This is a genomic window from Paenibacillus timonensis (assembly GCF_022427145.1).
GTDB classification, from domain to species: Bacteria; Bacillota; Bacilli; order Paenibacillales; family Paenibacillaceae; genus Fontibacillus; species Fontibacillus timonensis.
The window spans coordinates 1-22,608 of the sequence record NZ_JAKSXN010000075.1 but is presented as its reverse complement, the minus strand read 5'-3'; the positions used below and the strand labels follow the sequence as shown (position 1 = coordinate 22,608).

Below are 22,608 nucleotides of genomic sequence, written 5' to 3'. Positions count from 1 at the left end.
CAAAAGTGCCGCAACCAAGCAAATTCTATTCGATTTCTCGCATACAATTCGAACAAAACCTCTTGGCTACCCTATTCGCCCCGCCCCATCACCATCCCGATACCCACACCGTCTCGCACAATAGTTAAGCGGAAATTACCGGCTATTTGCCATCGTTCGGATATAACCGCCGGAGCAGCTCGACCGATTCCCGGATCAATGTACGCAGCACGTCCACATCGATATCGCTGACCTTGTTGATATAGACGCATCCCTTTCCTTGAGTATGCTTCCCGAACGATTCGAGCAGGGCATCCCGACCGGGATCGTCCGGCGCGAGATAAAGACTGATCTTCGCCTTCCGAGGCGAGAAGCTAACCAACGGCGCATTCCCTTCATGGCCGGAGGCGTATTTGTAATGATAGGAGCCGAATCCGATGATGCTGGTGCCCCACATACGGGCCGGGCACCCGGTTGTTTCCGTAAAGACGTCCAGTAACCGGTAGGCATCCTCCTTCTTCTTGGCATCGGCTATCTGTTCGATGAATTCGATGACGTTATTGTCGTTTTCTTTGGTCTTCAACTCGTACATTCCGGAGCAACTCCTTATCCCTGGCTTCCTCAATCCGGTCCAGCCACTCGTTCATCAACGCATTAAACGCGCCTTCTTGTTCAATCTGTAAGTTGTGCCCCGCCCGATCCATGACGGCAAACGTGCCGCGAGGGTACTGTTCCAATAGATGGAGCGCGTCCGCATAACCGACCGCCGCATCCTGCCTGCCGAGCAGGAATAACGAAGGAGCGCCAAACTCTTCTAGGTCGACCGAAAAAGAAAACCCGTACCGCGCCCGGATCTTGTCCAAAAAAGCTGCATCCGCCAGACGGCATCCGGGTACGATCTCGTTGGCATACCGCGTCCAGGTGTGTTGAGTCAAGACAGCTCCCATCGCGCGGAAATCCTCGTACTCCTCAGGTTGCAGTTCAACCTTCAGCGCAGGATCCTCATGCATGACTTTATGTATCGGCAGATCTCGTCGGTCGTGGTCCGGCACGATCATTGGACAAATGAACGCGGCCCCCTCGACCCGTTCGGGATTACGTGCAATGATTCCCCTCGTCAAGTATCCGCCGTACGACTCGCCGGCAACCGCAAACCGCGATTCCGGAACCAGCTTGTCGATCAGCTCCAATACCGCTTCCAGCATCATGTCCGTACTCTCGATATCCGCATAACCGCGAGAGCGGCCCATTCCCGGCAAATCAAGGTAGATTCGCCGCCACCCCGTCCGTTCGCGGAACACCGGTTCCATACAGCCGCTCATCAGCCGATGATCAGGCGTAAACCCGTGAATCAACACAATGGGGTGGCCTGAACCGATTTCTTCATAGTACAATTCCCCTTGGCTAACCTTGCAATAAGGCATACAACCACTCTCCTTTGCATCTTCTTCTTACATCATAAATCGAATGTATGTTCCTGTATAGATCTAATTTTCCCATCTTCATCCATCTAGATATCAACCTTTGCTTTGCATCCATCTCATATAGATCCGGGCATTGAATCCGACCTGCTTCCGAAACCAGCGCTGCGGCTTTCGCCGAAATTCGACGTAACCCAGTTTCTCGTACAACCGGATTGCAGCGGTATTGGTGTCGACGACCTCCAGAAAATAATCCTCATATCCCAAGCGGGTTACGAGCTCGTCGTTCAGCCGGCTGGCCACCCCCCGCCCCCGAGCTTCCTTCGCCGTTGCGACCGCCTCAAAATAGCATTGGCGATCCGCCAATTCCAATGGCTTTTCCAACTCTTGCCGAACTAAGTTATAGAACAAGGTCCCCCTAAGCCAGCCAAGCTCGCGCCGGAGCACCGCCCGGTGAAACCGGAAAGGGCGTTTCCGTCCCGCTGAATAAGCAAAGATTCCCTGCACCTTCCCCTCTTCCAGCGCAACGAAAAACTGTTCCTTGACCATCGCGTGCACCAGCGCCTTCGCCAGCTTACCAGGGTCGGCAGAGAAATAGCGCAGCGAGTCGTAAAAACCCTCCACAAAAATATCAGCCGCTTGCCTGACTTCCTCGTCCCCCAGCTCCGCTAAGTTCGATATCACGAAGTCCCCCATCATTCAGAGCCTCCTGCGTTTTTTTCTACTATATAATGAGGAGGTATGCCTGTAGAACCTTCTGGAGGATGAACTGACGCTCCTTCCCGGAACCGATTAACGAAAAAGAGCACCGATCCATGTGGACCGATGCTCCTGGGGCCGCTTAACGCGGCAGCCTTGCATTAAATGTGCAGACTGGCGATCGCCGTCTTGAGGATATCGCAGGAATGCGTGAATTTGCGCTGTTCCTCCCAGGTCAAATTCAGCTCCAGCACCTCCTCGATCCCCCCGTCCCCGATGATGGCGGGCACGCCGGTGCAGACGCCCGTCTGCCCGTATTCGCCCTCCAACACCGCGGAGACGGCAATGATCTTATGCTCATCATTCAAGATGGAACGCACGATATAAGCCAGCGCATTGCCGATGCCGAATTGGGTGTTCCCTTTTCGCGTAAAAATCTCCCAACCCGCATCTTTGGTCTTTTGTGCGATTTCGTCCAAGTTAACGTGACGGAATCGTTCCTTATGCTGCTCCAAAATGTGCAGCAGAGGCTTCCCGCCAATCGTGACATGCGACCAGGCGACAAACTGCGATTCGCCGTGCTCGCCCATCGCGTAACCGTTAACGCTGCGCGGGTCGATTGAAAACACCTCCGACAGCAGCGTTTTCAGGCGAGCCGAATCGATCGAAGTCCCGGTGCCGATTACGCGATTCCGCGGAAACCCCGATACCTCGCGTACGATATACGTCACGATATCCACCGGATTGGCGGCCACGACAAAAACGCCGTCAAACCCGCCTCCCACAATGCGGCTAACGATATCCCGCGTAATGCTCTCCGCCTCTTCCAACAAGTCCAGCCGTGTTTGTCCCGGCTTCGGATTGGCTCCCGCCGTCAGCACAACGACGTCCATGTCGCGACAGTCCTCCAGCCGGCCGGCCGATACTTTCGTGCGAGCTTGCGTAAAATCCATGCAATGCGATAAATCCAGCGCATGCGCGACCGCGCGGTCATACGTCCGGTCGATCATCATGATCTCATCGCAGATCGATTGGTTGATCATGGAATAGGCGCAAGCCGTGCCGACCAGACCGGACCCGACGATCGTCACCTTTCTTGCTTTCTTGGCCATCCCGCCGCCTCCTCATCCTGCCATCCTCTTTATCTTACGCCTAAATTATACCCGCAAACCATGGACCCGTATATTAGGCACTGCACACGAAAAAACTGCCGGGAGAGCGCAGCCAATATCCCATTATCGGTGCTTTAACACGAGATCGACCGTCAGTTGAATATGCTTCCCCAAAATATCAACGGCCAGATCGGTGTTACGGGTTAGCACGGCATCGGTTAATGCTTTATGTTCTGCGCGGCCATCTCGATTGGATTGCTGCGGGACCGAGTAATGCCGATAAAATTCGCTCAGATCCCAAAGACGTCTGCAAATATCCAGCAAAACCTGATTCGGACAGGCGGAGATAAGTTCATGATGAAATTGTCGGTGGATATCCGACCACTCTTCCCGAACGATCTGCTTTTGATCCACATCCTCGTACTCTACTGTTTGCGACAATTTGTGATGGATGGCGATCACATTGGATTCCCACGTGAGATCGCCATGAGCGATGGACTGTCGCAAGGCAGCGGATTCATTGAGTAAACGCGCCTCTACGATGCTATTCAATTCCTCTTCCGACACCGTCTTCACGGAGAATCCGTGGTTCGGATTTTGAGAGACAAGGCCTTGGGATGCCAACCGGGTCAGCGCTTCTCGAACCACCGCAACCGAAACCTCGAAACTTTTGGCTAATTCTGAAACGATTAAGGGGAATCCCGGTTCATATTGTCCTGAGAGGATATCCGACTTCAGTTTCTTCGTAACATTTTCGCATAATGTAGACGAACCAAGGAGGTATGATTTGATGAATAACGACCCATTTGCGACGCTGCCCGAAGTCGACGTTTTCCACGTTACGAGTAATGATATTATGGACGGTTTTCCTCTGCCGCCTCATCATTTCTCAGGTATGTCAGGAGTGGAGGGCGGGAGAGATCTTTCTCCTCATTTAAAATGGTCGGGTGCACCAGAAGGCACAAAAAGCTACGCCATCACTGCCTACGATCCCGATGCCCCTACCGGCTCGGGTTTATGGCACTGGGCTGTGATTAACATTCCTGCCAATGTCACCGAAATACCGACAGGTGCAGGCGATGAGCAAGGCACGCAACTGCCGCAAGGCGCACGGCAACTGCCAAACGATTTACGTCTTGAATGCTTTATCGGTGCGGCGCCTCCAGCGGGACATGGTCCTCATCGCTACTATTTTGTCGTTCATGCTCTGGATGTTGAGAATATCGGTGTCGACCCGAATGCCACACCTGCTCTCTTGGGGTTCACCATGCAAAGCCATACGCTGGGGAGAGCCGTGCTCATGGCTACAGGGGAAATGAAATAACCATGGCTGTTATTGGGTCTTAGGAGAAGATAACATGGAAGAAGCGGTGAAATTTAATGATCCGTTCCATCAAATGATATGCCCCAAGTGCCAACAGACCATAAGGCATTAGAAACACACGATGACATGCGGCTGTGGAAGCAAGATCAAAGGGACACGCAAAAATAACAAACTTAAATGAAAAAAGGTACCCTCCGCTAAACACTTATTCCAAAGCGTTTAGAAAGAGGGTACCTTTTTATTGGGCTTAAAACTTAACTCTTCATCCGCGGATCAAGCGCGTCGCGCAAGCCGTCGCCCATCAAGTTGAAGGCAAGGACGGTCAGCATGATCGAAATCCCCGGGAAAACCACCGTCCACGGAGCGGTGGCGATAAACTGCCGCGAGTCGGATAGCATCTTGCCCCATTCCGGCGTTGGCGGCTGCGCGCCAAGACCGAGGAAGCCAAGCGCGGCCGCTTCGATAATCGCCGTAGCGATCCCCAGCGTGCCTTGCACGATAATCGGCGTCAAGCTGTTGGGAAGGATGTGCCGCAGCAGAATCGCACTGTTTTTCATTCCGATGGCCCGCGCAGCGGTGATATACTCTTCATTTTTCAAACTGAGCACCTTCGCCCGGACCAACCGGCCATACGTCGGAATGTTGACGATGGCGATGGCGAGCAACGCGTTCTGCAGGGACGGGCCGAGAATGGCCACGATCGCGATCGCCAGCAAAATGCTCGGAAACGCCAGCAAAATATCGAACAAGCGCGAGATCACCATGTCGATCCATTTGCCATAGAAACCTGCCAAGATACCGAACAACGTCCCTAGAATGATCGACCCCACGACGGAAAAAGTTCCCACCCACAAGGAAATGCGGGCCCCGTACAATACGCGGGTGAACAGGTCGCGTCCCAGATCGTCCGTTCCGAACCAATGGTCCGAAGACGGGGCTTTCAATCGGTCACGTAAAACCTGCGTGTCGTATTCATAAGGGGCGATGACCGGAGCCAGCAGCGCGATCAGAATGAAGAACCCAAGCATGATGAGGCCGACCATCGCGATTTTATTTTTGCGGAACGCTCTCCACGCATCGCGCCAAGGTCCGGAAACCTTCTCGGCCGGGATGGAGGTATTTCCGTTGGGTGTTGCCGTAGATGCCTGTGCCATGGTTTCCCTCCTTTACCGGTAACGGATGCGCGGATCGACCGCTGCGTACAGCAAATCCACGATCAGATTGATGATGACGAATAGAAATGCGATAATCAGGATTCCGGACTGAATGACCGGATAGTCACGAGAGCTGATCGCCTCGTAAATGTACCGTCCCACGCCGGGCCATGCGAAGATCGTTTCGGTCAGGACCGCGCCGCCAAGCAGCGCGCCCGTTTGCAGGCCGATGACCGTCAGTACGGGAATGAACGCATTTTTCAGCGCGTGCTTATACACGACGATAAACTGCGATAATCCTTTGGCTTTGGCCGTCCGAACGAAATCCGAGTTCATGACCTCGAGCATGCTGGAGCGCGTCATCCGGGCGATGACCGCCATCGGAATCGTGCCCAGCGCCACGCTTGGCAAGACCAGATGCTTGCACACCGTCCATAATTGATCCCATCGGCCCGCAATGAGGCTGTCGATCAGATACAGATTGGTGACCGCTTCTACCGGGTCCCGTTGATTCATTCGCCCGATCGAAGGCAGCCAATGCAATTTGAGCGAGAAGATCCACTGCTCCATAAGACCCAACCAGAAGATCGGCATCGATACCCCGATGAGCGCGATCAGCATGCAGATGTAATCGAACCAAGAGTTTTGCTTCCAGGCGCTGATAATGCCGGCGTTCACGCCAAAGAATATCGCAAACGCCATGGCTGCCACGGTTAATTCGGCCGTTGCCGCCAGATACGGAGTGATTTCCTGGGCAATCGGCACTCTCGTGCGGATCGATTGCCCCAGATCACCTTTCAGCAAATCCCCCATATACGTGAAATACTGCTGATACCACGGATTGTTCAGGCCCAGCTGCTCGCGAAGCGCCTCTTTGGACTGCTCGGTCGCCTTCTGCCCTAGAATCGTTTCCGCGGGATCGCCGGGAATCGCATGAATAATGGAAAACACGATAATCGTCATGCCGATCAGGACAGGAACCATGATGAGTATTCGTTTCAAAACATAAGCTTTCAAGATGAGGTTCACCTGCCAGAGGCGTTAAGATACCGCCTGTTATTCGAAATAGATGTTGCTGTAGTACTCCGTACCCGTCGGCGCCGGAACATAACCCTTCAGATTCGCTTTAGCTGCCAGGAGCGGCGTCGTATGCACGAGCGGAATCCACGGTGCGTCAGCTTTGATAATCTCTTGGGCTTGCTTATACAATTCTTCGCGTTTCGATTGCTCGGTTTCTTTTTGCGCCGCAACCAACAATTCATGCAGCTCGTCGTTGGCATAGTAGCTGTAGTTGTTGGACGGAATCGCGTCTTTGTCCAGCAGCGTGTACAGGAAGTTGTCCGGGTCCCCGTTGTCGCCGGTCCAGCCGAGCATGTACAGATCGTCTTTCTCGCCGGCTTGCGCGTCGTCCAGATAAGTAGCCCATTCCGGGGATTCGATGACGACCTTCACGCCAACGGCTTCGAAGTTCTGTTGGATGACTTCGGCAACTTTCTTGCCGTCCGGCATGTAAGGACGGGATACCGGCATCGCATAGAAGACATATTCGCCCGGCAGGCCGTTTGGATAACCCGCTTCCGCTAGCAGCGATTTCGCTTTCTCCGGATCATATTCATAATCGGTGATGCTGTCATTATAGCCCCACAGGGACGGCGGCATCGGGTTCTTGGCCGGTTCCGCTTGGCCGGCGAAGAAAGCGTCGATGATCGCTTGCTTGTCGACGGCATAGTTCAGCGCTTGTCTCACTTTCACGTCGTTAAACGGTTCTTTCTTCGTGTTGAAGCCGACGTAACCTACGTTGTTGGAAGGACGTTCGATCTTCTGCAGATCCGGGTTGGCTTCCAGCGTCGCCAAATCGTCCGGGCTCAAGTCTTCCATCAAATCGATCTCTCCGCTTTGCAAGGCGTTGAAGCGCGCGGAGTTGTCCGGGATGGAGCGAACGATCACTTTGTTCAGCTTCGGAAGCCCTTCCTTCCAGTAGTTGGCGTTCTTCTCCAGCGTGATCGAGTCGTTGCGTTTCCACTCTTTGAATACGAATGGACCTGTGCCGACCGGTTCGTTCTTGAAGTTTTCCTTCTTCTCTTGGATGGCCGTTGGGCTGGCGATCCCGAAGGAGGTCATGGCCAGGTTTTGCAGGAACGGCGCTTGCGGTTGATTCAGCGTAAATTCTACGGTGCTTGGGTCAACGGCTTTAACTTCTTTGATGACGCGTTTGCCGTCCGGACCAAACATGGAATCGTAGTAGTCAAAGGAGTCGCCTTCGAATTTGAATTCGCTTTTCGGATCCGTCCAGCGGTTGAAGTTGAATACGACAGCGTCGGCATTGAAATCCGTGCCGTCATGGAACTTCACGCCTTGACGCAGCTTGAAGGTGTATTTCAACCCGTCGTCGGAGACCGTCCAGCTCTCGGCCAGCGAGCCCTGAACCTCTGTGGTTCCTTCCTTATACTCCAGCAGGGAGTCGAAAACTTGGTGCGCGATTTTCAGCGATTCCCCGTCGGTTACGATCGCCGGATCCAGGGAAGCGGAATCCCCGCCGCGACCGACAATCAGGGTGTCTTGGGCAGAATCAGCCGGAGCGTTCGCTTCCGTATTCGTCCCCGCATTCGTTCCGCCGGTGTTGCCGCCACCGGCACTGTTGTTGCCTCCGCAACCCGTAAGGGCTACGGCCGCGCTAAGCATCATGACTAAAACGACACTGCTCCATCTTTTTGCTTTCATATTGTGGCTCCCTTCTGAATCACGATATATAATCCTGAATTTCGAAAGTGCATAAGATCAATGCAAGATGCTAAAGCAATGGCGACTTAAGAAGTGAAAAGGTGGGGGTTTCCCATGTTTTAGTGGAGACGGAAGCTTGCGGCAGATGGTCTTTCCCCCTCCCCAATGAAGAGGCAGTCCTGATTTCCATGTAAAATTTTGCTTATCATTATTCTAACTGCGCCACTCGAACCTCGATTCGTTTCCAGACATAACGGCTGGGAAAGTCCCTCGCAAGCTTGAGTAGGATAGAGCGACCATGCCGAATGAGCGTTGCGGCGCAATAAAAGAATTCCAGACGGAACCGGGCAATCGTATAGCCTTGATGGACTGGCTCACAGCAGTCACGTTTGAAGCGCTCGAACAAATTGTAGGCCAGCAGCTTGATCAGCAGATCCAGACCATTGGCTTTGAAATCACCTGTCGCAATGCGATCGATGGAAAACCCGTTCTTGGCTTCCTTAATGTAATTTTCCATGCAGCAGCGCTGATTGTAGAATCGCCACAAATCGATCGGTTCCCATTCCAGATTAGTCACCATGGCTTCGTACTGCCAGTCCGAATCGAATACAATGCGGCCTTGGCCCTCCTCGAACACTTGCGCCTTACGGATGATCGCTACACGACGCGCCTTGTTCCAGGAGGTCGCTTGGTAGATCAAGCAAATACCTTCGATGATCCACTCTTCGTCGACATATCGCGTCCAGTAACGACAAGCCCCAACTTCCTTGGCCAGCCGCTGGGTCCATTTCAGCTTGCCGACATAGCCGATGTGGTGCTGCTCCCACAAGCTGTAAAAATCTTCACCGCCAAAGCCTTTGTCGAACCTTGCGTACTTCACTTTGTGTTCGTCGAGCAGTCTAAAGGTTTGCCGCAGGAAGTCGGCCGCATCGGTGGAAGAGTGCGTATTGCCCGGTCGAAGCACGGCGTTCAAGTTTAGTCGGCTCTGGCCTTCAAAGGCAAGCAGGGGATGATAGCTCTTACGCCCGGGCTTGTGTGGATTTGTGCCTTTGGCCGCGCCGGACTGATCGCCATACACGGTCTCTACCGTGGAATCCAGATCGAGAATCAGCTCAGGTGGCAAGCAGGGTCGAATGATCTCTTGATTCAGCCTCCGCAGTTCGTTAACCAGAGAGGGACAGAAACGACCAAGCCGGATCAATTCCTTGTACAACAGACTGTGATGCGGGCAGCGGCCGCCGAGAAAGCGCCTCAGCAGCACGTCGCTTTGCAAACGACGGAAATGAAAAATCCGTTCGCAGCCAAGCATCCAGCCAACGATGAGATAGAGCAGAATACGGTAAACGGGGAAGAGGGAGTTGCGCGCTTTGCCGCCGGAGAGGCTGCACATCGCCTCCGGCAGTTTGATTTTTTCGAGAAAGGCCAGGAAGATTTTGATGCCGCCGCAGCTCGTTGCGTTTTGTAGTGAAAATTCTGTTTTAATTTTGCTGATCGTTGTGGTAGACTTCACCTATAAGGTGCTCCTCTCTTTGGGTGTAGTGTTCCAAGTAAACACCATTCTACCAAAGATTCGGAGCCCTTTTCATATTTTCAAGAAGCGATACTTTCGAAATTCAGGATAATTTCTTGTTTATAAGAAGCCGGGCTTAATTCCCAGCTATAAACCATAGCGGTAGTTCAAAACGTCATCCTTCGATCACGAAGCTAGTCAGATGAAGCATCATCGGCGTCGAATCTTGAATTCAGCCGGTCCTTCCGTTGCTCACGTAGCTTCCAGCTACGCTCCGCTACTCACTCCCTAGCTTCATCCAACCTTCTCGGTGCTCGAAACCTAACCTTTTGAACCTTTATTGAAAGGGTAGTTCAAAACGTCATCCTTCGATCACGAAGCTAGTCAAGTGAAGCATCATCGGCGTCGAATCTTGAATTCAGCCGGTCCTTCCGTTGCTCACGTAGCTTCCAGCTACGCTCCGCTACTCACTCCCTAGCTTCATCCAACCTTCTCGGTGCTCGAAACCTAACGTCATCCTTGGATCACGAAGCCTAACTCGCGCTTCCTGCGGTCTTCGCTTCCGTGAACAGGTGGCAGGCCGTCAAATGGTCCGCATCCGTCTCGGCCAACTCAGGACGGTGCGTCCGGCAGACGTCCATCGCCATCGGACACCGCGTATGGAACGCGCAGCCGACCGGCGCATTGGCCGGGCTGGGCACTTCGCCCTGCAGGATGATCCGCTCCGTCTTCTTGTCCGGATCAGGCTCCGGAACCGCGGATAGTAACGCCTGCGTGTATGGATGCTGAGGCGCCGAGTACAATTTGTGCTTGTCGGCAATTTCGACGATCCGGCCGAGATACATCACCGCGACCCGGTCGCAAATATGCTTCACGACGCTTAAATCGTGGGCGATAAAAATGTACGTCAAGCCGAATTCCTCCTGCAGATCCTGAAGCAGGTTCACGACCTGCGACTGGATCGACACATCGAGCGCCGAGACGGGTTCGTCGGCGACGATCAGCTTCGGCTGCAGCGACAACGCGCGGGCGATGCCGATCCGCTGCCGCTGGCCGCCGGAGAACTGATGCGGATAACGCTGTAGATGGCTTTGCGTCAGTCCGACGACGTCGATCAACCGGTCGATCATGGCTCGGCGCTCCCTGGCATTGCCTACGCCGTGAACGATCAGCGGTTCCTCGAGAATGCGCTGTACGGTGTGGCGCGGATCCAGCGAGGAGAAAGGATCCTGGAACACGATCTGCATCTCCTTGCGCTTCCGGCGCAGCGCTTCCGGCGACAAGGCCGTGATGTCCTCCCCTTCGAACATCACCTTCCCGCCGGTTGGTTCGATCAATCGGAGCAGGGAACGGCCGGTCGTTGATTTGCCGCAGCCGCTTTCCCCCACCAATCCAAACGTTTCGCCCTTCTGCACCGTAAACGAGATGTCGTCGACCGCTTTAACGAATTGCTCTGACTTGCCGAACCATCCGCCCCCGATGGGGTAGTATTTTTTCAAATGCTCGACTTGCAGTAATGGTTCACTCATACGACTTCCTCCTGTGGCGTTTCATGGAGCCAGCACCGGCAACTGTGCGCCGCTTCGTATTCCTTGAGCTCAGGCAATTGTTCCAGGCAAAGCGGCATCGCGTGCGGACAACGTTCGGCAAAACGGCAGCCCTTCATCTGCGTGTTCAAGATCGGCACGTTACCCGGTATCGAGAACAGACGCTTGCGTTCCTCATCCATACGCGGCACCGATTTGATTAACCCTTGGGTGTAGGGGTGCAGCGGATTTTTGAAAATATCCCGCACGCTGCCTTCCTCCACGACTTTACCGGCGTACATGACGGCGACCCGGTGGCACATTTCGGCGACGACCCCAAGGTCGTGCGTGATCATCATCACGGCGGTGCCGTTCTCTTCGTTCAGGCGCCGGATCAGATCGAGGATCTGTGCCTGGATGGTCACGTCGAGCGCCGTGGTTGGTTCGTCGGCGATCAGCAGCTCCGGATTGCAGGAGATGGCCATCGCGATCATCACGCGCTGTCTCATCCCGCCGGACAGTTGGTGCGGATATTCATCAATGATAGCTTCCGGCCTTGGGATGCCTACCTTTGTCAGCATGTCGATCGTATGCTCTCGCGCTTCCTTTTTACTTAGCCCCCGGTGCAGCCGAACCGTCTCCCCGATCTGCTGGCCAATCGTAAATAACGGATTCAACGACGTCATCGGCTCCTGAAAAATCATGGAGATCGAGTTGCCGCGAATCGCCCGCATTTCCCGTTCCTTCATCGGAACGATGTCTTGCCCCTTGAACTCGATCGACCCGCCGGTAATTTTCCCGGGCGGCTGTGGGATCAGCTTTAAAATCGACAAGGAGGTTACGCTTTTACCGCAGCCGGATTCGCCTACGACGCCAAGCACCTCGCCGGGATTCACATACAGGTTCACGCCGTCCACCGCAGGGATTTCGCCTCGATCGGTAAAAAAGTGGGTGTGCAAATCCTTAATCTGCAAAATGGGTTGAATCATGTTACAGCCTCTTTTCCTGAAAAAATGGATTTTATCGCGGTTTCGACAATGTCCACCAATAAAAGACAAATGTGCAATTACTCTACCTTGCTGTGATTCGCTAAAGCGACAAGCTAAAAATGGGCCATCCGGCTCTAGTTTACGAGCCCTCGAACACTGTCGAATTGTCTCGTCAGAGCGGACGAATGTATATCTCCGCTTCCTTACTGCAACTAGTTAAAGCGAGAGTTTGATCGAAGGCATCGAATGGAGTGATATATGATAAATCACATTTTTATTGCCGTTTTTTCGCTAAAAGTGACGATTAATCGAACTACGGTCAATTGAAGTGTTAAGTTTACTGACACATAAGAGAAATAGGTTTATTTGATAAGTTACTTTACAGCATTTCAACCGGATAGACAATAGAAAATTTCTTAATGTCATATCTATGACAGCTATTCTTCGGGCAATCTATTTAAATTTGAAATATTGGGAACATTTGGAGTAGAATGAAGGTAAACGTTATCAAATCTTGCGAGAGGTGATGTTATGAGTTTAGAGCCGAAGGGCATCTACGATATCGAGGTCCGGACCATCACGGGCGAAGCGACGACGCTTGCCGCTTACCGCGGCCAAGTGCTGCTGATCGTCAACACCGCCAGCGCCTGCGGGTTGACTCCGCATTTTGCCGGTCTGCAGCACCTGTACAGTGAATATAAGAACCAAGGCTTCTCCGTCCTTGGCTTCCCTTGCAACCAGTTCGCCCAACAGGAGCCCGGGACCGAGGCGGAGATCAAGGCGTTTTGCGAGATGAATTATCAAGTCACTTTCCCGCTCTTCGCCAAAATCGACGTAAACGGGGAGCAAGCTCACCCGTTATACCGGTATCTGCGGGAGCATACGCCAGATCCTTACGACACCGGCGATATCGAATGGAATTTCGTGAAGTTCCTCGTGGACCGGGAGGGCGCGATCGTCAAGCGGTACGGTGCCCGCACCGAGCCCGCGGAAATCGAGCCAGACCTTCGGACGCTGCTGTCCGGTTCGCCGGCAAGCCTCTAAGCTTGCGACATTCCTGCGCATACAGTCAAAAGCCGCCGGAGCATTTTGCTCCGGCGGCTTTTTAGGTTTTCCTTCCGCGTTTGGCGTCATTTTTTTAACTTCCGGTTGTTGAACCATAGCGGCACGCGGAACACCAAATTGATCAACAGCACGACAAACACGAGGACGGCGGCCGATTTATCGGCGATTTCCCGGGCGTCCTCCACGATCGCCTCCGATTGGACGTACCAAAGATGGACGGCCAAGGTCTCCCCGGGGGAGAACAGATTGAAGTCCCACATTTCTCCCGAAGTGCTGAGCCCCGCGGTCAGGATGATGACGGCCGATTCCCCGAAAGCGCGGCCCGCCACAAGACATATGCCGGTGACGATGGCCTGCATCGCCACGGGGATCACGACGGTCCGGATCGCCTGAAAATGCGTGGTGCCTAGCGCGTAAGCCCCGTTTCTGAGATCGTTCGGCACGGCGCGTACCGCTTCTTCCGTTACCCGGGCCAGCATAGGCAGGTTAAGGAAGGCCAAGCTGACCGCTCCGCCAAGGATCGTTAATCCGATTCCGAAATATTCGGCGAAAATCGCCAAGCCCAGCATGCCGAAGACGATCGACGGCACAGAGGACAGCGATTCCACGCAGATGCGCAGCACTTCCGTAAACCGGTTGTTTGGCGCGTACTCCGCCATATAAATCCCTGCGCCGACGCCGATCGGGATCGAGATCAGAAGCGATAGGAACAGGACGTAGAAGGAGTTGAACAGCATCGGTCCGATGCCGCCGCCGGCATCGATTTCCTCCGGCAGCTTGATCAGGAACCCCCAGGAAATCTGCGGCAGCCCCTTGCTCAGAATCGTGAACAGCAACCAAGCAATCAGCAACAGGATCGCCGCCCCTAATCCGTAAAAAACGCCGGTGGCTGCGCGGTCCCACAGCAAAGAGCGGGTATGGTTTCGGGATCGTTGAAACCCGTTCATGGTTTACACCTCTCTCTTTCGACCGACGAAGCGGATGAGCAGAATCAGCGCAAAGGAAATGAGCAGCAGCAAAAACGCCATCATATGCAAGCTGTAGTTCCATGTCGATTCGAACTCCACGTTCGAGATTTGCATCACGATATTGCTGGTCAGCACCGAAGCCGGAGCAAACAGCGACTTCGCCAGCTGCGGCGTATTGCCGATCACCATCACCACGGCCATCGTCTCGCCGATGGCACGGGTCATCCCCAAAATGACGGAGGCAATGATGCCGCGTCCGGCCGCCGGCAGCACCGCTTTGAAAATGGTCTGCAGCCGGGTCGAGCCGAGCGCATAGGAGGCGTCGCGATACTTCTTCGGCACTGCCGAGATGGCATCGTCGCTGATGCGGCTGATCGTCGGCAGGATCATGATCGTCAGCACCAGTGCCGCGGCCAACAGCCCGTCCCCTAAGCCTTCACCGCTCAGCTCGCGGAGCATCGGGAGAAGGACCGTCAACCCGAGATAACCGTACACGATCGACGGAATCCCAACCAGCAGGTCCAACAGCGGACGAATGATTTTTTGGAGCCAGTTTGGAGCAATTTCCGCGATCAGGATTGCCATCCCCACGGATATCGGAACAGCGATGATCATGGTCAACGCGGTCAAAGACAACGTGTTGACGATAAACAAGGCAGCGCCGAACCGGTCCTCCTCCGGCGTCCAATCGAAGGAGAAGAAAAATTCAGCGAGCGAAACATCCCCGAAGGTTAGAATCGCTGTCCGGCCGATGAAGAAAACGACCATCGCTAGAACGAGGCATAACGCCAATATGCTGAACAAAAAATAGTTTTTGAATAGCCGGTCCATCAGCCGTGCCCGTTTATTTCCGGCCGTTAGACCATGCGGGTCGCGCTGGACTTTGGAAGCCGTTCCGGCGTGTGATGCGGTATGTTGAGCAGGTAGATTCACCCTGGTTCCTCCCATGCATAAGACCAGCCCCGTATTTTGTAGGGCTGGCCGGGTTCATGCTAGCTTCTTCTTTACTTCATTGCCGAAATCGGAATGAACTTCAATTTTTTCAGGGAGCCTTCCTGGAACTTCTTGCTTTGAACGTATTCGATAAATGCTTTCGTCGCGCCAGTTGGTTGCCCCTTGGTCATGTAATAGCCATACGACCAAATTTTATATTTACCGTTGATGACATTCTCCACCGTGGCTTCAACTCCGTTGTGCTTCACGGCTTTGATGTCTTTTCCGCTGATATACGTCAAATCGATGTAGCCGATCGAGTTTGGCGTCGTGGCTACGGCCGTTTTCATGTCGCCGCTGGAGCCCACTTCCTTGTAGTTCTTTTCTTTTTTCACGATATCCCCGCCGCCAAGCGCCTTCGCTTGGTAGTTGACGCGCGTGCCCGAACCGAACGAGCGCGTGATGACCACGATGTCTTCGTCGTCGCCGCCAACCTCTTTCCAGTTGGTGATTTTTCCGGCGAAAATCCCCTTCAGCTGCTCGGTCGTCAAATTGTCGACGCTCACGCTTTTGTTGACGATCGTAGCGAACGGAATGACCGCAACTTTATTGGCAACTTGCCCGTCGAATGCTTTAAAGCCGGGAACGTCCGTGCTGGCATCCCAGTCGCAGGCGCCGATATTCGCAATTCCCTTCTTCACGGCTTGCGGGCCGGTGACGGAGCCTTTGCCCGACGCGGCGATCTTCACCTTTGGATGCAGTTTCTGGAACTCCTTGGCGGCTTGCAGCGTCAGCGGCAGCAGAGCCGTCGAGCCGTTTACCGTAATTTTGCCTTTGAGCTCGTCTTTCGCCCAAGCGGACCCCGAAATCGTAGTCGACAACAGCACGGCCGATGCCACTGCGACCAGAGATAATTTTTTCAACCAGTTCATTCAAATAAGCCCCTTCCGAAATCGTTTATTTTGTCAGTTCCGTCGACTTGCCGCTTTGAACCAAGATCACCTTGCCGTCAACGATGAGCGCGATCGATCCATTCTTCGCCAATGCCCATTCGGAGACGGACGCTTTCGTGCCGTACAACTCTGTTTTTGCACCGGTTGCGGCAACTTCGAACAAATGGCTTCCGTTCGCATCCTCAGCGAGAATGACCAGCTTGCCGTTAATGACATGGCTCGAGATAACGTCAACGTCGGCGACCAGATTGCTGATCTTCGTGCCGTCCGCCGAAATGAGCTTCAGCACGCTGCCCTCGGTTGCCCCGTCCGGATCTGCGCTGATATAGGCCGCGCTGCCATCCGGCAGCAGGGACAGATACAGCTTGTTGTCCAGCTCCTTCGTCAACTGCACCGGTTTGGCATCTTTCTTGCCAAGCTCCAGCGAGTAGGCTTGAGTCCCCGCCTTGGAATAATCAATGGTCAGCGATTCCTCCGTGCCTTCTTTATCCGTTTCGGCTTTGCCGGTCACGTTAACGAAATACACCAGCTTCTTTTCGTCCGGGGATACCTGCACCTCGGCTTTATTCTCGACTTTATCGGCCAACACTTCCGTCACTTTCGCGGTATCCAGGCTTATGTATGCGATTTTTTCCTGTTTATCGCCTTGGATGAAGTAGATTTTCTTGCCGTCGGCTGACCAGGTCAAATCCGTCTTCACCGAGGTGTCGGTACCAAGCTGCTTGACCGTGCCGTTGCCCGTATTCATCAAGAACAAAGCGCCGTTTTGATCCGTAAAGGCGGCGGTAGTAAAGTCGGGCGACAAGGCTGCCCCTAGGACATTCCCGTTATCGGAGAAGATTTCAGATTGTCCGTTGTTCCCCAATTTGAACAGCTGTACGGTTTCGGCATCATCTTGGCTGACGATGACATTACCGGCTGCGTCAAACCACGGAGTGGAGAATTGGCCGCTCAAGCGCGCCGTGCTGCGAAGCTCCCCCGACCCCGGAAGCACTTCGCCTCCCAAGGCTTGGACAAGCGCGGCTGGCTCTACGTAAAGCGAACCTTGCACGGACTGCGGAGCAACTGTAAACTGGGCGTTAACTCCGTCGACCCGGTACCCTTTGGAACCGGCTTTCAAAGTGACCGCATGTTGCCCCGAACTGTCCGTCACGGTCAATTCAGCGCCGGATTGTTTGATGGTTGCCCCCAACCCGCCGGCCAGATCACGAAGCGAGTACAAGACCGCTTTATTGACCGACACGGTTTTCAACGTCACTTTGACGCCGTCGATTACTACGCTTTGGTTCACCACTTTCAGCTGGCTTGCGCCGGTTTTAGCCGTGGTCGGCTTTTGGCCGGCTTCGGCTGCCGCGCTTGACGCCATCGCACTCGTCGCCACGACCGCGGAGGCCAGTATCATCCCCAAAACCTTACTCATCTTCATTCATTTCACCCTTTTATATTGGCATATGTAACTACGATTTGATTGTCGTATACAATTGTTAAATCAATTCTCGTAGATTGTAAGGCTATGTAAAAATGTAAAAAAAATTTCGCCCCGGATCGATCCAAAAAACGTGTTCAACTCGACATTTTTCGCTATAATCTAATTTATGACGACCACTAGAAGAGCCGAACCTTTCCGTTACTCCTTGAATCCGCCGATTGCGGCATCGCTCGAAATCTTGTCCATCGACGGGCAGGCGCTGCCCTGCAAACCCGCGCAGATTGATCTAATCGATATCAGCAAATCGGGTTGCCGGGTTCGTACCGAGCTTGATTTGTACGCGTCATCCCACGCCATACGCATCCTTCTGCATGTATGCTTAAACGAAGAGATTCGCACCTTGCCGGGGGAGATCCGCTGGCAGAAGGAGCTTGAACCCCCAAACCATCATTACGGATTACTTTTGGAGCTTAACGACGAAGAGAAGGAGACCCTAAACATCGAGTTGCGAGGGATGGCGGCGGCCCGAAGAATCATCGTAAAGTAATAACAAAATGCCCCGGCCGGTAATTTATGGCGGGGCTTGATTCTTGTCTTGGTTGGCGGTATAATATTTCTTGCTTAGCTTTTGCGGGTGTAGTTCAATGGTAGAACGCCAGCTTCCCAAGCTTGAGGCGAGGGTTCGATTCCCTTCACCCGCTCCATAACCTTTTTAATCTTCGAACCCTTTGGTCACAAAGGGTTTTTTTGATTTATCCGGAAGAGGCCGACTTTAGTACGGCCATGACGATTTGGGTCCGGTTTCGGAAACCCGTTTTTTGCAACATCGCATTGATATGCTTCTTCACCGCCGCCTCGCTGATATACAGCCGGGCGGCGATTTCTTTATTGGATGCCCCCGTAGCCAGGGCATCGGCCACTTCCCATTCGCGCGGCGTGAAGCCGAAACGGGCCCGATCCGGCTGACCCGCGTCCGGCGCGTCCGGAGTGTCGGCGGTGCCTCCGCTATCGGCCGAGACCCGGTAATCCGCGATCTGCTCCAGATAAGCCCCCCATTTGCGGCCACGGGTATCCAGCCGGAAGACCGCCGCTTCCGTATAGCCGCCAAAACGGTGCGTTTCCGGCAAATCCGGGACGAGCGTAAAACCTAAGCTTCGATGGGAGTCCAGATAGAAAGGCAAGGCCGGCGGTGAGGCGATCAGCAGCGTTCCCGCTTGAATATGCTCCATCATCAGATTAACGGTATCGGAACGCAGCTCGATTTGCTCCGGGTCGAAGACGTCGATGGCAAACACGAATCTCGCGGTTGCTTTGCCATGCCCGATTGCGCCCTTAAGCTCTTCGGGCCTAGCCCGGAAATAAGGCCCCGAAACCGGGTTGCGAAGCAAGTATTCCGCCGTATCCGGACGAATCGATAGCATCGCCGCCACACCCACTACGTCCCCTTCAGGATTTCGAAGCAGCCGCAAAGCATCTTCTTCGAGCGCGAGCAGCGTTTCCGGCTCCCAGCCCTCAAGGCGGTACAGGCTCTGCGTCGCGGTTAGCTCATACTGGAATAAACAGCCCGTCTCCGTATCCGAGCAGGAAATCCGGGACGGCCGACAATCGGCTCTCCTCCTCTCCAAGTATTGTTTCGCCTCCTCTACCGTTTCCGGCTTGGCCGCCTCCCAATAATTTTTCGAGTTTCGGTTGAATCGGAAATGCGCCCGCATGATGGGATTTCCTGTCAGGCCGATGAGTTCGTGCACCTCCTTGGCCGCTTCATTTCCCCCGGCCGCCTTTGCCCGAATCCGTGCGGAGAGGACTTCCGCGGCACGGGACCGATAGTCGCTATACGTATCCGGCTGGCGCTCCCGCAACGATCTGCTGATCAGACTGCGGGCGAGTTCATGCATCTCCCATCCGCGTCCGGCCGGTCTGATGAAAGATAACTTTAATAACCCGTCGAAGGCTTCACCTGTAAAAGGAGCCCCCAGCATCGCCTGAAGCAAGTCCAGATCAAAGTAACGCGGTACGGACGCGGCATACACCAGCGCCCGCAGCGTATCCCCCGGGACTTCCTGAAGCCAGGATTGAAGCAGCTCTTCAAAGGAACTACGTACATCCCATTCGTACGGCCCCTCCACGTCCTTAAGCGCCTCCTCCTCCGCCAGCAACGCCAGCGAAAGCGGGTGACCGGCGGTGGCCAGCCATAGTCGATCAACCTTCGGCTCGTCCACGATCCCGCGGCGTTTAAGGTAACACTTCACTTCATCGCGAGTAAAGCCGTCCAGCGGGAGCGGCAGGATCCATTTACGCCAAACGGAAGACAGCATCCAGGCACCGCCCAGCGGATGTCGGCCTGCGATCACGAGGATGGTATCCGCCCGGAGCAAAGGAAAAAACTCCTCGCGCAACCATTGATCCACGCTCCCGGCCGCTTCATATTGATCGAGCGCCAATACCAGCTTCCCGCCGCCGGCCGCCGCTGCGTTCAGCTCTTCCGCCAGTTGCCTTATGTCTAGCGCGGCCTGCGCACCTTCCCGGTTGATGCCTAACAAGCTGGTTAAGGTCTGCAGAAACAAGGTCGTTTGTCCCATCGTCTCCCGCAAATCAACCCGCTTGAATAACGACCCGGCCTGTTCGGCTTCGGCCCGAAAACGGGTGAGCAGCTCCGTTTTGCCGATCCTTCCCGTGCCGTATACATTGAGTATCCCCCCGGAACCCGGGTTTTGCCGCAAACGCTCCTTAAAGGCGGCCAACTCTCTTTCCCGGCCAACGAACTCCTCCTCAGCGAGCCGGCCGACCGCATCGCGGAATGTCTCCATTCATACAACCTCCGTTCCAACGCAAGTTTAGCCAAAAGTATACTACCATTGTAACGATATGGGTAGTGCCCTCCCCAAGGCCGGCGTGATACCGTTATTGAAAAAACAGGGGAGATCGATATGAAAAAACTGGATCGCGAGCGGTTGCTGCGCCGGGAAGTGGTCAGCGGCTCCGAAATATTGCTGCGGATGCTGCTGTTGGAAGGGGTAGAATGCGTATTCGGCTACCCTGGAGGATCTGTTCTTTACATCTATGACGCCATGCACGGGAATCCGGATTTCAACCACCTATTAACCCGCCATGAGCAAGGAGCGATCCACGCTGCCGACGGCTATGCGAGATCGACGGGGAAAACCGGGGTATGCCTGGCGACTTCCGGCCCGGGGGCGACCAATTTGATCACCGGGATCGCCACCGCCTACGCCGACAGCGTTCCGCTCGTCGTGATCACCGGCAATGTGGCCACATCCTTGCTGGGCACCGATGCGTTCCAAGAAGCCGACATCCTCGGAATGACTCAACCCGTAACCAAGCACAGCTATATGGCGCGAAGTCCGGAGGATTTGCCGCGGATCCTGCGGGAAGCTTTTTACTTGGCAAATTCCGGACGGAAAGGTCCGGTGCTGGTTGATATCCCGAAGGATGTATCTGCAGCGACAGCTGAATTCATTTACCCGGACGACGTATCCGTCCGGGGCTATAGCCCGGCGCCGGAGGTCTCTTCAGCCGCCGTTCGGGAATTGGCCGCGGCGATCCGCCGGGCGAAACGGCCGCTGCTCGTCGCGGGCGCCGGCGTCATTCATGCTGGCGCCGAAGCGGAGCTGGCACGGCTCGCACGAGGGGCAGGGATCCCCGTCGCCACGACGCTGCTAGGCATCGGCGCCTTCCCGACGTTGGATCCGCTGGCCCTCGGCATGGCAGGCATGCACGGCACGGTCGCCGCCAATCGAGCGATCCTCGGCTGCGATTTGCTGATTTCCGTCGGTTCCCGCTTTGACGACCGGCTAACGATGCGTCCGGATGGATTCGCCCGGCAAGCGGTCATCGCCCACATCGACATCGATCAGGCGGAAATTGACAAGCTCGTGCCCAGTTCCTTACCGGTCATTGGCGATGCCCGGGCGGTTTTGACCGCTTTGCTTGATGAACTCAATCTGGAGGGAGACGAAGCGAAAGCGAAGACCGCGCCCGGCAAACCGACAGACGGTTGGTTAAGCGAACTGGAACGGATTCGCAGCGCTTACCCGCTGCGTTACCGCGATCAAAAGGACGGCTTGAAGCCGCAATACGTCATCGAGCAGATGGCCGAATTGACCGGCGGCGAAGCCATTGTCACGACCGACGTCGGCCAACATCAGATGTGGACTGCCCAGTTTGGCCGGTTTAACCGGCCCCGCACGTTGATCACTTCCGGCGGACTCGGTACGATGGGCTTCGGCTTCCCGTCCGCGATCGGGGCGCAAATCGGCAACCCCGGGCGGACGGTCATTTCGGTGAACGGCGACGGCGGGATGCAAATGTGCTCGCAGGAATTAGCCGTCTGCGCGCTCCACGGAATCCCCGTCAAGATCGCCGTCATCAACAACCGTACGTTGGGGATGATCAAGCAATGGCAGGAGCTCGTCTACGAGGGAAGGCATAGTCACATCGATCTGTCGGGCAGCCCCGACTTCGTGAAGCTGGCGGAAGCCTACGGTGTGAAGGGACTTCGGGCGGAGACCAAGCAGGAAGCCCGAAAAGCCTGGATGGAAGCGTTAAGCCTTCCGGGCCCGGTTCTGATCGATTTCGTGGTGGACCGGGACGAACTGGTCTACCCGATGGTGCCCCAAGGCAAAGCACTGGAAGATATGATTGTAGGCGAGTCGTGATTCATCGGTGGGTGGGGATTAATTCGCTGGAAAACCTGCAGTCCTTTTTCGATTTTGTCTCACGGGAACGGAACGAAGTGGAAAACATACCGTTATTTTTCGCAATTTCTCATTTGGCAGCGTGTTCGGGCGGAATTAGTTGTAGAATT

20 protein-coding genes and 1 tRNA gene are annotated in these 22,608 nt (G+C 54.6%); 5 read left to right on the top strand and 16 right to left on the bottom strand.

Translation table 11 applies throughout. The features are described from left to right. Positions 1-142 precede the first annotated feature (142 nt). The 5 genes from MJ257_RS21875 to MJ257_RS24925 all read right to left on the bottom strand — a co-directional run bounded on the left by MJ257_RS21875 (position 143) and on the right by MJ257_RS24925 (position 4,003). The gene (locus tag MJ257_RS21875) at positions 143-571 is read right to left on the bottom strand and encodes a DUF1801 domain-containing protein (protein ID WP_240271236.1); all 429 of its coding nucleotides are present in this window, start codon (positions 569-571) and stop codon (positions 143-145) included. Continuing rightward, positions 537-1,403: an alpha/beta fold hydrolase gene (locus MJ257_RS21870; RefSeq protein WP_240271235.1), complete on the bottom strand. Its 867-nt coding sequence runs from the start codon at positions 1,401-1,403 to the stop codon at positions 537-539. The genes MJ257_RS21875 and MJ257_RS21870 overlap by 35 nt, the downstream gene beginning before the upstream one ends. 93 nt (positions 1,404-1,496) lie before the next feature. Beyond that, positions 1,497-2,084, bottom strand: a complete 588-nt coding sequence (locus MJ257_RS21865; protein WP_240271234.1) for a GNAT family N-acetyltransferase — start codon at positions 2,082-2,084, stop codon at positions 1,497-1,499. A 176-nt stretch (positions 2,085-2,260) separates the two neighbouring features. Further along, positions 2,261-3,211, bottom strand: a complete 951-nt coding sequence (locus MJ257_RS21860) for an L-lactate dehydrogenase (RefSeq protein WP_240271233.1) — start codon at positions 3,209-3,211, stop codon at positions 2,261-2,263. A gap of 123 nt (positions 3,212-3,334) precedes the next feature. Continuing rightward, positions 3,335-4,003, bottom strand: a complete 669-nt coding sequence (locus MJ257_RS24925) for a GntR family transcriptional regulator (protein ID WP_270406989.1) — start codon at positions 4,001-4,003, stop codon at positions 3,335-3,337. Here MJ257_RS24925 and MJ257_RS21850 point away from each other — a divergent pair. After that, on the top strand, positions 4,002-4,535 hold the full coding sequence (locus MJ257_RS21850) for a YbhB/YbcL family Raf kinase inhibitor-like protein (protein WP_240271232.1): 534 nt from the start codon (positions 4,002-4,004) through the stop codon (positions 4,533-4,535). The two genes, MJ257_RS24925 and MJ257_RS21850, sit on opposite strands and share 2 nt — an antisense overlap. 254 nt (positions 4,536-4,789) lie before the next feature. Here the strand turns inward: MJ257_RS21850 and nikC are convergent, their stop codons facing one another. The 6 genes from nikC to MJ257_RS21820 all read right to left on the bottom strand — a co-directional run bounded on the left by nikC (position 4,790) and on the right by MJ257_RS21820 (position 12,435). Further along, positions 4,790-5,689, bottom strand: coding sequence for a nickel transporter permease (nikC, locus tag MJ257_RS21845; RefSeq protein ID WP_240271231.1), 900 nt, complete (start codon positions 5,687-5,689; stop codon positions 4,790-4,792). A gap of 12 nt (positions 5,690-5,701) precedes the next feature. Next, positions 5,702-6,706, bottom strand: a complete 1,005-nt coding sequence (locus MJ257_RS21840; RefSeq protein WP_240271230.1) for an ABC transporter permease — start codon at positions 6,704-6,706, stop codon at positions 5,702-5,704. A 39-nt stretch (positions 6,707-6,745) separates the two neighbouring features. After that, complete coding sequence (locus MJ257_RS21835) at positions 6,746-8,410, bottom strand: ABC transporter substrate-binding protein (RefSeq protein WP_240271229.1); 1,665 nt, start codon at positions 8,408-8,410, stop codon at positions 6,746-6,748. Positions 8,411-8,618: 208 nt separating this feature from the next. Then, positions 8,619-9,920: an IS1380 family transposase gene (locus tag MJ257_RS21830; protein ID WP_009226929.1), complete on the bottom strand. Its 1,302-nt coding sequence runs from the start codon at positions 9,918-9,920 to the stop codon at positions 8,619-8,621. A 533-nt stretch (positions 9,921-10,453) separates the two neighbouring features. Beyond that, entirely contained in the window at positions 10,454-11,449 is a 996-nt protein-coding gene (locus tag MJ257_RS21825) for an ABC transporter ATP-binding protein (RefSeq protein ID WP_240271228.1), read from the bottom strand. Continuing rightward, positions 11,446-12,435: an ABC transporter ATP-binding protein gene (locus tag MJ257_RS21820; RefSeq protein WP_240271227.1), complete on the bottom strand. Its 990-nt coding sequence runs from the start codon at positions 12,433-12,435 to the stop codon at positions 11,446-11,448. Before MJ257_RS21820 ends, MJ257_RS21825 begins: the two co-directional genes overlap by 4 nt. 531 nt (positions 12,436-12,966) lie before the next feature. Here MJ257_RS21820 and MJ257_RS21815 point away from each other — a divergent pair. Next, on the top strand, positions 12,967-13,479 hold the full coding sequence (locus tag MJ257_RS21815; RefSeq protein ID WP_240271226.1) for a glutathione peroxidase: 513 nt from the start codon (positions 12,967-12,969) through the stop codon (positions 13,477-13,479). Positions 13,480-13,565: 86 nt separating this feature from the next. On the opposite strand, the gene pstA is transcribed toward MJ257_RS21815, so the two are convergent. The 4 genes from pstA to MJ257_RS21795 all read right to left on the bottom strand — a co-directional run bounded on the left by pstA (position 13,566) and on the right by MJ257_RS21795 (position 17,780). Next, positions 13,566-14,447 (bottom strand): phosphate ABC transporter permease PstA, encoded by an 882-nt coding sequence (gene pstA / locus MJ257_RS21810; protein WP_240271225.1) that lies wholly within the window; start codon positions 14,445-14,447, stop codon positions 13,566-13,568. A 3-nt stretch (positions 14,448-14,450) separates the two neighbouring features. After that, positions 14,451-15,401 carry a phosphate ABC transporter permease subunit PstC gene (pstC, locus tag MJ257_RS21805; protein WP_240271224.1) on the bottom strand — a complete coding sequence of 317 codons (951 nt, stop codon included), beginning with the start codon at positions 15,399-15,401 and terminating at the stop codon, positions 14,451-14,453. A 71-nt stretch (positions 15,402-15,472) separates the two neighbouring features. Continuing rightward, a complete protein-coding gene (locus MJ257_RS21800; RefSeq protein ID WP_240271223.1) occupies positions 15,473-16,333 on the bottom strand; it encodes a phosphate ABC transporter substrate-binding protein in 861 nt (286 codons plus the stop codon). A 25-nt stretch (positions 16,334-16,358) separates the two neighbouring features. Then, positions 16,359-17,780: a stalk domain-containing protein gene (locus tag MJ257_RS21795; protein ID WP_240271222.1), complete on the bottom strand. Its 1,422-nt coding sequence runs from the start codon at positions 17,778-17,780 to the stop codon at positions 16,359-16,361. A gap of 208 nt (positions 17,781-17,988) precedes the next feature. Here MJ257_RS21795 and MJ257_RS21790 point away from each other — a divergent pair, with 208 nt between their 5' ends. After that, complete coding sequence (locus MJ257_RS21790; protein ID WP_240271221.1) at positions 17,989-18,330, top strand: PilZ domain-containing protein; 342 nt, start codon at positions 17,989-17,991, stop codon at positions 18,328-18,330. A gap of 83 nt (positions 18,331-18,413) precedes the next feature. Then, a tRNA-Gly gene (locus MJ257_RS21785) sits at positions 18,414-18,487 on the top strand. A gap of 48 nt (positions 18,488-18,535) precedes the next feature. Here MJ257_RS21785 and MJ257_RS21780 read toward each other — a convergent pair. Then, complete coding sequence (locus tag MJ257_RS21780; RefSeq protein WP_240271220.1) at positions 18,536-20,590, bottom strand: LuxR C-terminal-related transcriptional regulator; 2,055 nt, start codon at positions 20,588-20,590, stop codon at positions 18,536-18,538. 120 nt (positions 20,591-20,710) lie between these two features. Here MJ257_RS21780 and ilvB point away from each other — a divergent pair, with 120 nt between their 5' ends. Further along, entirely contained in the window at positions 20,711-22,459 is a 1,749-nt protein-coding gene (ilvB, locus tag MJ257_RS21775) for a biosynthetic-type acetolactate synthase large subunit (protein WP_240271219.1), read from the top strand. Positions 22,460-22,608: the final 149 nt, after the last annotated feature.

What these genes read in the sequence shown, in the direction of transcription:
- MJ257_RS21820 (WP_240271227.1), bottom strand. Translation starts at nt 12,435, where the DNA reads ATGATTCAACCCATTTTGCAGATTAAGGATTTGCACACCCACTTTTTT.
- MJ257_RS21870 (WP_240271235.1), bottom strand. Translation starts at nt 1,403, where the DNA reads ATGCCTTATTGCAAGGTTAGCCAAGGGGAATTGTACTATGAAGAAATC.
- MJ257_RS21825 (WP_240271228.1), bottom strand. Translation starts at nt 11,449, where the DNA reads ATGAGTGAACCATTACTGCAAGTCGAGCATTTGAAAAAATACTACCCC.
- MJ257_RS21850 (WP_240271232.1), top strand. Translation starts at nt 4,002, where the DNA reads ATGAATAACGACCCATTTGCGACGCTGCCCGAAGTCGACGTTTTCCAC.
- pstA (WP_240271225.1), bottom strand. Translation starts at nt 14,447, where the DNA reads ATGAACGGGTTTCAACGATCCCGAAACCATACCCGCTCTTTGCTGTGG.
- ilvB (WP_240271219.1), top strand. Translation starts at nt 20,711, where the DNA reads ATGAAAAAACTGGATCGCGAGCGGTTGCTGCGCCGGGAAGTGGTCAGC.
- MJ257_RS21815 (WP_240271226.1), top strand. Translation starts at nt 12,967, where the DNA reads ATGAGTTTAGAGCCGAAGGGCATCTACGATATCGAGGTCCGGACCATC.
- MJ257_RS21875 (WP_240271236.1), bottom strand. Translation starts at nt 571, where the DNA reads ATGTACGAGTTGAAGACCAAAGAAAACGACAATAACGTCATCGAATTC.
- MJ257_RS21860 (WP_240271233.1), bottom strand. Translation starts at nt 3,211, where the DNA reads ATGGCCAAGAAAGCAAGAAAGGTGACGATCGTCGGGTCCGGTCTGGTC.
- MJ257_RS21795 (WP_240271222.1), bottom strand. Translation starts at nt 17,780, where the DNA reads ATGAAGATGAGTAAGGTTTTGGGGATGATACTGGCCTCCGCGGTCGTG.
- MJ257_RS21800 (WP_240271223.1), bottom strand. Translation starts at nt 16,333, where the DNA reads ATGAACTGGTTGAAAAAATTATCTCTGGTCGCAGTGGCATCGGCCGTG.
- nikC (WP_240271231.1), bottom strand. Translation starts at nt 5,689, where the DNA reads ATGGCACAGGCATCTACGGCAACACCCAACGGAAATACCTCCATCCCG.
- MJ257_RS21780 (WP_240271220.1), bottom strand. Translation starts at nt 20,590, where the DNA reads ATGGAGACATTCCGCGATGCGGTCGGCCGGCTCGCTGAGGAGGAGTTC.
- MJ257_RS21835 (WP_240271229.1), bottom strand. Translation starts at nt 8,410, where the DNA reads ATGAAAGCAAAAAGATGGAGCAGTGTCGTTTTAGTCATGATGCTTAGC.